A 10909-nucleotide genomic window follows, 5' to 3' on the forward strand; every position below is an offset into this window, starting at 1 on the left:
CCTCATGAGCGTGATCCCGGTCGACGAGCACCTGATCTCCGAGGCGAAGGAGCTCCGCGACCAGCTGCAGCGCTTCCTCCGCGAGTACGAGTTCGGGATGCGCGAGGTGGAGACGAAGATCTCGATCCTCCGCGACGAGTTCACCCACGACCACGCGTACAACCCCATCGAGCACGTCAAGAGCCGGCTCAAGTCGCCGGACAGCATCGTCGAGAAGATCGCCAGGAAGGGCATCGACGACCCGGACTTCGATCGCATCCGCACGGAGATCACCGACATCGCCGGCGTGCGGGTGACGTGCAGCTTCGTCGCCGACGTCTACCGCCTGTTCGATCTGCTGACCGCGCAGGACGACGTGACCGTCCGCACGGTCAAGGACTACATCGCGAATCCGAAGCCGAACGGGTACAAGAGCCTGCACGCCATCATCGAGGTCCCCGTCTTCCTCTCGACCGGGGCGCTGGCCGTACCGGTCGAGGTGCAGTTCCGCACCATCGCGATGGACTTCTGGGCGAGCCTGGAGCACAAGATCTACTACAAGTTCTCCAACCAGGTGCCCGCGCACCTCGTCGACAGCCTCAGCGATGCCGCCGATGCCGCCGCCGAGCTCGACACCCGCATGGAGCGGCTGCACCGCGAGGCGCACGGCGTGCCGCAGCGACAGCTCGCCCCGCCTCCTCCGCCTGCGCCGCGCGTCGTCGAGGTCTGAGCGCCCCGCCTCAGGCGAGGAACTCGCGGGCGGCCGCGGACATCGCGGTGACCCCGACCTCGATCGTCGGATGGATCTCCGGCGCGAAGAAGGGTGAATGGTTGGTGGGGATGTCCTTCTCCACGGTCCCCGCCGCAAGAGCCTCGGCGAATCGGGCGGGGTCGACGCCGCCCCAGAACCAGAACACGAGCGGGACCTCGGCGTCGCGCGCGAACCACGAGACGTCCTCGCTGCCGGTGAACATGCCGGGGTCGACGACGGCCGAGTCCCCGAGCGCGCGACGCAGCGCCGAGGAGACCCGCGCCGTCGCCTCCTCGTCGTTGATCGTGGCGGGCAGCGTGTGCTGCGTGTGGATCTCGGGCTCGCGCTCGGCACCGGACGCCATGGCCTCGGCGCGCACGATCCGTTCGACGCTCTTCAGCACCTTCTCGCGCGCGTCCTCGTTCGGATAGCGGAGGCTGAGCTCCAGCTTCGCCTCGGCCGGGATGATGTTGTTCTTGAGTCCGGCGTGGATCGATCCGACGGTCACCACGGCCACGCCCTGCGGGTCGATCTCGCGGGAGGCGATCGTCTGCAGGCGCATCACGGTCGCGGCCGCCATCACGACAGGGTCGATCGTGGCGTGCGGGCGGGAGCCGTGGCCGCCGCGGCCGTGCAGGGTGACGGTGAGGCCGTCGGAGGCGGCCATCTGGGTGCCGCTGCGCACGCCGATGATGCCCGCCGGGAGCGGGGTGACGTGCTGACCGAGCACCACGTCGGGCTTCGGGTAGCGGGCGAGCAGGCCGTCGTCGAGCATGGCCCTGGCGCCGGCGCCGTACTCCTCCGCGGGCTGGATGAGCACGACGAGGGTGCCCGACCACTCCCCGCGGGTGTCGACCAGCTTCTGCACGGCGCCGATCATCGCGGTGACGTGCATGTCGTGGCCGCACGCATGCATCACGGGCACGGTGGTGCCGGCCGGGTCGACGCCCTTCGCGGTGCTCGCGTACGCCAGACCCGTCTGCTCCTCGACCGGCAGCGCGTCCATGTCGGCGCGTACCCACACCACCGGCCGCGGGAACTCCTCGACCTGGGTCTCTGAGCTCGTCGAAGGGCCATCCTGGGCCCCTGAGCTTGTCGAAGGGCCCGAGCCCTGGGGCCCTGAGTTCGTCGAAGGGCCTGTCGAAGGGTTGCGTAGCACGCCGACCACGCCGGTCACGCCGACCCCCTCCTCGACCTCGAGCCCCAGGTCGCGCAGGTGCTGGGCGGCGATGCCCGCGGTCCTGGTCTCCTGGAACGACAGCTCCGGGTGCTGGTGCAGATCGATGTAGAGCGCTTCGAGGTCGATGGCCATGCGCCCGAGCCTAGCCGGGAGGTCAGGGCCGCGCGTAGGACTCCAGTGCCGGTCCCGGATGCAGCACGCCGTTCACGATCGCGCGGATCGCGAACTCGCTCGCGGCGCCGAGGGGGACCACTCCGGGGTGCAGGAGCCACTGGAGCTGCAGGCCGTCCATCACGGCGAGGATGGCGGCCGAGGCGGCGGCGATGGTCGCGGGTTCGGTCACGCCCTCCTGAGCGCAGAGCTCGCCGAACGCCGCCGTCACCTCCCGGCGCAGGGTCGTGTAGCGATCCTCGAAGTACTCGCGGCCGGGGTGGTCGTCGGTCACCGACTCGGAGGACAGGACCGTGTAGGCCTGCACGATGCCCGGCCGCTTCTCGTTGGCGAACGCCGTGCGGACGAGGTGGAGGAAGAGCTCCGGCCCGTCGGGGATGTGCTTCTCGGCGAGGTCGGCCACGTCGGCCTGATCCCGGTAGGCGAGCACTTCGAGGAGGAGCTTCTGCTTCGAGCCGAAGTGGTGAAGGACGCCCGCGTGGGTGATGCCGACCTGTTCGGCGACATCGGCGAGGGTGCCGTTCGTGGAGCCCTTGTTGCCGAAGATCTCCACCGCCGCCTTGAGGATCTGCTCGCGCTTCTCCCGCGTGGCCGGGCGCACCCGGACCGTGTGCACATCGTCCGTCATGAGCCCACCTCCCCTCGTCGCACTCTGCTTGCCAACCAACTTACTCCTCGGTAACCTCTCCACAGCTTACTTTCTCGACAGTAAGCAAAGCGCGGTCGGAGGCGATCCGTCGGCCGCGTCGCCGCACAAGGACCCGTGCCCAAGGAGAAGCAATGAAGCTCACGAAAACCCTGATCGCCGCCAGCGCGGTCGCCGTCCTCGGCGTCTCCGCGCTCGCCGGATGCTCGTCCGGAGGGGGCGACGACGCCGCCACGGGCGAGGCCGTCGCCCTCACCATCGCCAAGCCGGACGGCGCCATCACCACCGAGTCGAACAACCCGTACGTCGGAGACTCGTCCGCCTCGAAGTACGGCTACGGAAAGGTCGTCTTCGAGACCCTCGGCCTCGTCAACCAGACCGGAGACCGCGGGGTCACCCCCTGGCTCGCGGAGAGCATCGAGTGGAACGACGACTACACCGCCGTGACCGTCGTGCCCCGCCCCGACGTCACCTGGAGCGACGGGGAGCCGTTCACCGCCGACGACATCGTCTACTCGTACGAGCTCGTCTCCACGCCCGCGCTGGACACGGCCGGTCTGAAGTTCGAGGGCGCCACCGTCGACGGCGACGCGGTCACCCTGACGTTCGGCGAGTCGAAGTACGTCAACCAGGCGCGCGTCCTGCACGTGCCGATCGTTCCGAAGCACATCTGGGAGAACCTCGACGACCCCGCCACCGATCCCGTCAAGGGCGACGACCTCGTCGGCACCGGCCCCTACGCCCTCTCCAACTGGTCCACCGAGTCGGTCACGCTCACAGCGCGCGACGACTACTGGGGCGGCGACCTCGCCGTGCCCGAGCTGCACTACGTCTCCTACGGCGACAACACCGCGCTGACCACGGCCCTCGCCCAGGGCGAGGCGGACTGGGCGCAGGCGTTCATCCCGCAGATCCAGGAGCAGTTCCTCGACGCCGACCCCGAGCACAACAAGTTCTGGGCCGCCCCGACCACCGGCTCGGCGACGCTCTTCATGAACCTCCAGCAGAAGCCGTTCGACGACCCGACGTTCCGCCAGGCTCTCGCCTGGGTCATCGATCGCGACGCCTACGTGGACATCGCCCGGGAGGGCGCCAGCGAGCCGGTCTGGTCGGTGACCGGACTGTCGTCGATCCTGGACGACGAGATCCAGCCCGAGTTCGAGGGCCAGGAGTACGCCGTCGACGCCGAGAAGGCGCGGGATCTGCTGGAGTCAGCCGGGTACACCTGGAAGGACGACGCGCTGATCGATCCGGACGGCACCCCCGTCTCGTTCACGCTGTCGGTGCCCTCGGGCTGGAGCGACTGGAACACGGCACAGGAGCTCATCGCGGAGGATGTGACCGAGGCCATCGGTGCCGAGGTGAAGATCGACATGCCCGACTGGGGCGGCTGGCAGGTCCCGCGTGACGAGGGCACGTTCTCCGCGATCATCCACTGGCTGGAGGACAGCGGCACCGCTTACGGCCTCTACACCTCGACCATGGACCCCCGCTGGATCTCCCCGGAGGGCATCGCCGGGTTCAACTTCGGCCGCTTCGAGGACCCGGAGGCCACGGCGGCGCTGAACAGCTACGCCAACGCGTCGTCGGACGAGGAGCGCACCACCGCCCTCACCACGCTGCAGGAGATCTTCGTCGAGCAGGTGCCCGCCATCCCGCTCGGCGCGCACCCGCTGCTGGGGGAGTTCAACACCCGGAACTACGTGGGCTGGCCCTCCGAGGAGGACCCGTACGCCTCGGCCGATCCGACCCAGCAGAACATCGTGCAGATCCTCACCAAGCTGGAACTCGCCGACTAGGGCTTCGACAGGCTCAGCCACCCACGGCGGGGCTTCGACAGGCTCAGCCACCCACGGCGGGGCTTCGACAGGCTCAGCCACCCACGGCGGGGCTTCGACAGGCTCAGCCACCCATCTGGGTCCCTGAGCCTGTCGAAGGGCCCGCCCCCACTTAGGAGCACCATGTCAGATCCCCTGCTCACCGTGCGCGACTTCTCCGTCGTGTACGACGTCGACCCGCCCGTCGCGGCGGTGAAGAACGTCACCCTCCAGCTGCAGCGCGGCGAGATCCTCGGCCTCGCCGGCGAGAGCGGCTGCGGCAAGACGACGCTCGCGTACGGCGTCCAGCGCCTGCTGCGTGCCCCGGCCGTCATCACCGGCGGCAGCGTGACCTTCCACGACGTGACCGGTGTCGACATCGACATCAACGCGCTGGACGTCGACGCGATGCAGCGGTTCCGCTGGGACAAGGTGTCGATGGTGTTCCAGGGGGCGATGAACGCCCTCAATCCGGTGGCGACGGTCGGATCGCAGCTGGAGGACGTGTTCGAGATCCACCGACCCGACATGACCCGGAGGCAGCGCCGAGCCGAGGCGGAGGAGCTGCTCGAGATCGTGAAGGTCGGGCGCCAGCGCATCCGCTCCTTCCCGCACGAGCTGTCCGGAGGCATGCGGCAGCGCGTCATGATCGCGATGGCCCTCGCGCTGCGGCCGCAACTGATGGTCATGGACGAGCCGACGACCGCGCTCGACGTGCTGGTGCAGCGGGAGATCCTCACGCAGATCTCGCAGCTGCGGCACGAGTTCGGGTTCTCGGTCGTCTTCATCACGCACGACCTCCCCCTCCTGCTGGAGATCAGCGACCGGATCGCGATCATGCGCGAGGGAGAGATCATCGAGCTCGATACGGCAGAGCGCATCTGGACGCAGCCCGAGCACGAGTACACGAAGACCCTGCTGTCGTCGTTCCCCCGGCTGACCGGGGAGAGAGGAGTGCTGGTGCGATGACCACCCTCGAATTCCGTCACGTCACGAAGGCGTACAACGTCCGAGGCGCCGGCCAGATCAAAGCCCTCGACGACGTGAGTTTCACGCTCACCTCCGGGCAGACGATCGGCCTGGTCGGACAGTCTGGCAGCGGCAAGTCCACGATCGCGAAGATCCTCACCCAGCTCGAGACCCCGACCAGCGGTGAGGTGCTGCTCGACGGCACGCCCATCCCGCGCCGCGGCAGAGGCCTGCGGAAGTACCGTCAGCAACTGCGCATGGTGTTCCAGGACCCGTTCGCCTCGCTCAACCCGTACCACTCGATCCGCTACCACCTGGAGCGGCCGATCCGCCTCGACGACGTCGTGCCCAGAGCGGAGACGGAGGCCGAGGTGCGCCGGCTCCTGGAGCGCGTGCGCCTCGACCCGGATGCGGTGATCGACCGCCGACCGCACGAGCTCTCCGGCGGGCAGCGTCAGCGTGTCGCCATCGCGCGGGCGCTCGCCTCCCGGCCGTCGCTCCTCGTCGCCGACGAGCCCGTCTCCATGCTGGACGTCTCCATCCGGCTCGGGGTGCTCACCCTCCTCGCCGATCTGCAGCGTGAGGAAGGGCTCGGCGTGCTCTACATCACCCACGACCTCGCCACCGCACGCCACTTCAGCGACGAGATCATGGTCCTCAACCAGGGCCGGGTCGTCGAGTACGGCACGGCGGACGACGTGATCCTCGATCCACAGGACCCCTACACCCGCGCTCTGCGCGCCGCATCGCCCGACCCGGAGAAGCACTTCGCGTCGGCGGCATCGAACGGAGGTGCGCGGTGAGCACGGCTTTTCCGCAGCTCGACGACAACGACCTCATCGCGCAGGGCGCACGGGAGGCGGGGACGACCGCGACGACGGTGGACCGCGGGACCCGGCGCGTGCCCTGGCGCTTCTTCGCCGGACGCGCCGCGTTCTACCTCTTCACGCTCTGGGCCGCGATCACCATCAACTTCTTCCTGCCGCGGCTGATGAAGGGCGACGCGGTGACGTCCTACCTCGCCCGCAACCGCACGGTGAGCCCGGAGGCCGCCGACGCCCTGCGCATCCTGCTGGGGATCGACACCGACAAGAGCCTCTGGCAGCAGTACCTCGAGTACTGGGGCATGCTGCTCCGCGGCGACCTCGGCATCTCGACCCTGCACGGGCTGCGGCCGGTGGCCGAGGTGCTGGGGGCGGCGTTGCCCTGGACCCTGGGGCTGGTGGGCATCGCGACGATCATCTCGTTCGCGCTCGGCACGCTGCTCGGAGCCGTCGTGGGATGGAAGCGGGGCAGCAAGCTCGACGCGATCATCCCGGTGACGACGTTCTTCAACACCATCCCGTACTTCTGGCTCGGCCTCATCGCGATCGCCATCTTCTCCTCGACGCTGAAGTGGTTCCCCTCCTCGCATGCCTACGACAAGGGGCAGTCGCCGGAATGGAGTCTCGACTTCATCGGGCAGGTGATCGCGCACGGCACCCTCCCGGCGCTGACGATCGTGGTCGCCTCGCTCGGCGGTTGGGTGCTGGGGATGCGCAACATGATGCTGACCGTGCTCGACGACGACTACATCACCGTCGCCCAGGCCAAGGGCATGCCCAACCGACGCGTGCTCTGGGCGTACGCGGCCCGCAACGCCGTGCTCCCGCAGATCCAGAGCTTCGCGCTGTCGATCGGCTTCATCGTCGGCGGCACGATCGTCATGGAGATGGTCTTCAGCTACCCCGGCGTCGGCAAGCTGCTGCTCGACGCGACCAACGCGAAGGACTTCGCGCTCATGCAGGGCGTGTTCCTCGTCATCACGCTGTCGGTGCTCGTGGCCAACATCCTCGCCGATGTCGTCTACGCCTACCTCGACCCGCGCACGCGCCAGATGGAGTCCTGACATGACCGTTCCCCCCACCGCAGCGACGACAGCGCCCGACGGATCGGCCGTCGTCTCCGGCATGCCCGAGACCGCGACACTGCGCACCCCGCCGGCGGGAGCGCCGCCGCGCAAGACGTTCTGGTCGCAGCTCGCGCAGGCGTTCGCGATGTTCCGCAATCCCAAGTCGATCGCCGGGCTCATCATCCTCGGGGTGTTCGTGCTCATCGCGATCCTCGCTCCGTGGATCGCCCCGTACGGGCCGACCCAGAAGGACCGCACGGCGCTGCGTCAGCCGCCCTCCTGGGAGCACTGGCTGGGCACGACGCACATGGGCGAGGACGTGCTGAGCCAGATCATCTACGGCACGCGCGGGGTCATCGTCGTCGGCTTCCTCGCCGCCTTCATCGCCACGGCGATCGCGATCACCATCGGCGTCATCGCGGGCTACGTGCGCGGGTGGCGGAGCGAGTCGCTGTCGGCGCTGACGAACGTGTTCCTCGTCATCCCCGGCATCCCGCTCATCATCATCATCGCCTCCCAGTTCGAGAACCCGCCGCTCATCGTGATCGCCGCGGTGCTCGGGCTGACCGGGTGGGCGTGGGGAGCCCGCGTGCTGCGCGCCCAGACCATGTCGCTGCGCAACCGCGACTTCATCCAGGCGGCGCGCGCCAACGGCGAGCCGCTGCGTCGCATCATCACGGTGGAGATGCTGCCGAACCTCCTCGCGCTCATCGCCTCGAGCTTCGTCGGTACCGTGACCGCCGCGATCCTCGGGCTCACGACCCTGGCGTTCATCGGCGTGATCCCGGTGAGCAACCTGAACTGGGGGACGATCCTGTTCTGGGCCCAGCAGAACGGCGCGTTCCCGCGGCTGTGGTGGTGGTATGTGCCGGCCGGGCTCTGCATCGCGATCATCGGCGTCGCGCTCTCGCTCATCAACTTCGGCATCGACGAGTACGTCAACCCGCGCCTGCGCTCGGCGGGAGAGCGGGCCAGGGCGATGAAGAAGAAGGGGCTCAACGTGAACGACGCCGTCACGGCCGTCCGCAGCGTGCCCCTGCCGGAGAAGAGCCCCGATCCCGTATCGTCGGCGACTTCGCCGGGCGCTTCCGGCACCACCGACTCCTCGAACACCGCGACACCGCACACGAACCAGAACACGAAGTGATGACCTCTCAGACTCTGACCACGCAGCTCCCGTACCAGGACCCCGCTCTCTCCATCCCCGAGCGCGTGGCCGACCTCCTCAGTCGCATGACGCTCGAGGAGAAGGTCGGGCAGATGCTCCAGCTCGACGCTCGCGACGACATCGACGACCACGTGCTCCGGCGGCACGCGGGCTCGATCCTGCACGCCTCGGACGAGCGTCTGCGGCGGGCTGCCGTCCTGGTCGCGCAGACCCGACTCGGTATCCCGCTGCTCGTGGGCGAGGACTGCATCCACGGTCACTCCTTCTTCCCCGGGGGCACGATCTACCCGACGCAGCTCGGTATGGCGGCCTCGTGGGACCCGGCGCTCGTCGAGCGCGTGGCGCGGGCGACGGCCGAGGAGGTCGCCGTCACCGGCATCCACTGGACGTTCTCGCCGGTGCTCTGCATCGCCCGCGACCTGCGCTGGGGGCGGGTGGGGGAGACCTTCGGGGAGGACCCGTTCCTCATCGGGGAGCTGGCTTCGGCCATGGTGCGCGGCTATCAGGGTGACGGGCTCGACGACCCCACCGCGATCCTCGCCACGGCCAAGCACTTCGCCGGCTACTCGGAGACGCAGGGTGGACGCGACGCCAGCGAGGCGGACATCTCCCCGCGCAAGCTGCGCTCCTGGTTCCTGCCGCCGTTCGAGCGGGTCGCCCGCGAGGGCTGCCGGACGTTCATGCTCGGCTACCAGACGACGGACGGGGTGCCCATCACACTGAACGAGTGGCTGCTCAGCGACGTGCTCCGTGGCGAGTGGGGCTACACCGGCACGCTCATCACCGACTGGGACAACGTGGGCCGGATGGTGTGGGAGCAGCGGGTGCAGCCCGACCTCACGCATGCGGCGGCCGCCGCGGTGCGCGCAGGGAACGACATGGTGATGACCACGCCCGGGTTCTTCGAGGGGGCGCTGGACGCGGTCGCCAGGGGGCTGCTGCCGGAGGACGCGTTCGACGACGCGGTCTCCCGCATCCTCACGCTGAAGTTCGAGCTCGGACTCTTCGAAGACCCCCGGCTGCCCCGCGACGACGTGTCCGCCGTGGTCGGCAGCGCCGCGCATGCGGAGCTCAACCTCGAGATCGCGCGCCGCTCGCTCGTGCTCCTCGAGAACGACGGCCTGCTGCCGCTGGACCCGGCGGCACCGCTGCGAGTGGCGGTGACCGGGCCGCTCGCGGACGACGCGCAGACGCAGCTCGGCGACTGGGCGGGCGGCTCGGGCCAGGCGGGCTGGCTCGACGGACAGCCCCGCGAGATGATCACGACCGTGCTCGACGGCCTCCGCGCGGTGGACGCGTGGACGGTCACGCACACGCGCGGCGCCGACATCCTCACGCTCGCTGACGACCCCCGCGGCACGCACTTCCCGGACAACCAGCCGCGTCCTCCCGTGGTGCAGCCGTGCCCGCCGGATCCCGCGCTGATCGCGGAGGCGGTGGCCGCCGCCGAGGCCGCGGACGTCGTGGTCGCGGTGGTGGGCGATCGCATCGAGCTCGTGGGCGAGGGACGGTCCACGGCCACGCTGGAGCTCATCGGCGGCCAGAACGCCCTGCTCGATGCGCTCATCGAGACCGGGAAGCCCGTCGTCGTGGTGCTGCTGGCGTCCAAGCCTCTCGTGCTCCCGCCTTCGGTGCAGCGCGCGGCGGCCGTCGTATGGGCGGCCAACCCGGGCATGCAGGGCGGACGGGCGTTCGCCGACATCGTCACGGGTGCCGTGGAGCCCTCGGGGCGGCTGCCGATCTCGTTCGCGCGGCACGTCGGACAGCAGCCGACCTACTACAACCAGATCCGCGGCCAGCACGGCGACCGCTACGCCGACCTCACCCAGGCGCCCGCGTGGGCCTTCGGCGAGGGCCGGTCGTACACGACCGTGGCGTACGCGGACCTGGAGCTGGAGCAGACGGAGCTGCGCCTCGGCGACACCGTGGTGGGGCACGTGACCGTGACGAACACGGGGGACCGGCCCGTCCGCGAGACCGTGCAGGCCTACGTGCGGGACGAGGTGACGAGCGTGAGCTGGACCGACCGTGAACTGAAGTCCTTCCGGCAGGTCGAGCTCGCGCCGGGGGAGAGCGCCCGCGTGCGGCTCGAGGTCCCCGTCGCGGACTGCACGATCGTGACCGCCGCCGGTGTCCGCACCGTGGAGCTCGGTGCCTTCACGCTCCTGGTCGGCCCCAGCTCCCGCGAGGAGCACCTCCTCCCCGCCCCCTTCGAGATCTCCCCGTCCTGATCCCGAGACCCCGCTTCCCCGCCGAGACCCCGTCGTATCCGCGCGGCGGCGGCGGGGTCTAGGCGCGCGGGGGGGGGGTCGGGGCCGGGGGTTGACCTGAAGGGGC

General features: G+C 69.6%; 9 protein-coding genes. 7 read left to right on the forward strand and 2 right to left on the reverse strand.

Features of this window, described 5'->3' with window-relative positions:
* Window positions 1-4 precede the first annotated feature (4 nt).
* The gene (locus M4D53_RS15700) at window positions 5-709 is read left to right on the forward strand and encodes a GTP pyrophosphokinase (RefSeq protein ID WP_259954947.1); all 705 of its coding nucleotides are present in this window, start codon (window positions 5-7) and stop codon (window positions 707-709) included.
* Window positions 710-719: 10 nt separating this feature from the next.
* Here M4D53_RS15700 and M4D53_RS15705 read toward each other — a convergent pair whose 3' ends face one another.
* Both M4D53_RS15705 and M4D53_RS15710 read right to left on the reverse strand, forming a co-directional pair.
* Window positions 720-2042, reverse strand: a complete 1323-nt coding sequence (locus M4D53_RS15705) for an amidohydrolase (protein ID WP_259954949.1) — start codon at window positions 2040-2042, stop codon at window positions 720-722.
* 22 nt (window positions 2043-2064) lie between these two features.
* Window positions 2065-2709, reverse strand: coding sequence for a TetR/AcrR family transcriptional regulator (locus M4D53_RS15710; RefSeq protein WP_187663056.1), 645 nt, complete (start codon window positions 2707-2709; stop codon window positions 2065-2067).
* Window positions 2710-2861: 152 nt separating this feature from the next.
* Between M4D53_RS15710 and M4D53_RS15715 the strand changes: the two genes are divergently transcribed.
* The 6 genes from M4D53_RS15715 (at window position 2862) to M4D53_RS15740 (ending at window position 10803) form a co-directional block, all read left to right on the forward strand.
* Complete coding sequence (locus M4D53_RS15715) at window positions 2862-4526, forward strand: ABC transporter substrate-binding protein (protein ID WP_259954952.1); 1665 nt, start codon at window positions 2862-2864, stop codon at window positions 4524-4526.
* 162 nt (window positions 4527-4688) lie between these two features.
* Window positions 4689-5513, forward strand: a complete 825-nt coding sequence (locus M4D53_RS15720; RefSeq protein WP_259954955.1) for an ABC transporter ATP-binding protein — start codon at window positions 4689-4691, stop codon at window positions 5511-5513.
* On the forward strand, window positions 5510-6316 hold the full coding sequence (locus M4D53_RS15725; protein WP_259954957.1) for an ABC transporter ATP-binding protein: 807 nt from the start codon (window positions 5510-5512) through the stop codon (window positions 6314-6316). Before M4D53_RS15720 ends, M4D53_RS15725 begins: the two co-directional genes overlap by 4 nt.
* The gene (locus tag M4D53_RS15730) at window positions 6313-7401 is read left to right on the forward strand and encodes an ABC transporter permease (protein ID WP_259954959.1); all 1089 of its coding nucleotides are present in this window, start codon (window positions 6313-6315) and stop codon (window positions 7399-7401) included. Before M4D53_RS15725 ends, M4D53_RS15730 begins: the two co-directional genes overlap by 4 nt.
* A gap of 1 nt (window position 7402) precedes the next feature.
* Window positions 7403-8551: an ABC transporter permease gene (locus M4D53_RS15735; RefSeq protein ID WP_259954961.1), complete on the forward strand. Its 1149-nt coding sequence runs from the start codon at window positions 7403-7405 to the stop codon at window positions 8549-8551.
* The gene (locus M4D53_RS15740) at window positions 8551-10803 is read left to right on the forward strand and encodes an exo-beta-d-1,3/1,6-glucosidase (RefSeq protein WP_259954962.1); all 2253 of its coding nucleotides are present in this window, start codon (window positions 8551-8553) and stop codon (window positions 10801-10803) included. The genes M4D53_RS15735 and M4D53_RS15740 overlap by 1 nt, the downstream gene beginning before the upstream one ends.
* Window positions 10804-10909: the final 106 nt, after the last annotated feature.

Source organism: Microbacterium meiriae (assembly GCF_025143875.1).
Classification (GTDB): Bacteria; Actinomycetota; Actinomycetes; order Actinomycetales; family Microbacteriaceae; genus Microbacterium; species Microbacterium meiriae.

What these genes read in the sequence shown, in the direction of transcription:
- M4D53_RS15720 (WP_259954955.1), top strand. Translation starts at nt 4,689, where the DNA reads ATGTCAGATCCCCTGCTCACCGTGCGCGACTTCTCCGTCGTGTACGAC.
- M4D53_RS15735 (WP_259954961.1), top strand. Translation starts at nt 7,403, where the DNA reads ATGACCGTTCCCCCCACCGCAGCGACGACAGCGCCCGACGGATCGGCC.
- M4D53_RS15700 (WP_259954947.1), top strand. Translation starts at nt 5, where the DNA reads ATGAGCGTGATCCCGGTCGACGAGCACCTGATCTCCGAGGCGAAGGAG.
- M4D53_RS15740 (WP_259954962.1), top strand. Translation starts at nt 8,551, where the DNA reads ATGACCTCTCAGACTCTGACCACGCAGCTCCCGTACCAGGACCCCGCT.
- M4D53_RS15710 (WP_187663056.1), bottom strand. Translation starts at nt 2,709, where the DNA reads ATGACGGACGATGTGCACACGGTCCGGGTGCGCCCGGCCACGCGGGAG.
- M4D53_RS15725 (WP_259954957.1), top strand. Translation starts at nt 5,510, where the DNA reads ATGACCACCCTCGAATTCCGTCACGTCACGAAGGCGTACAACGTCCGA.
- M4D53_RS15705 (WP_259954949.1), bottom strand. Translation starts at nt 2,042, where the DNA reads ATGGCCATCGACCTCGAAGCGCTCTACATCGATCTGCACCAGCACCCG.
- M4D53_RS15715 (WP_259954952.1), top strand. Translation starts at nt 2,862, where the DNA reads ATGAAGCTCACGAAAACCCTGATCGCCGCCAGCGCGGTCGCCGTCCTC.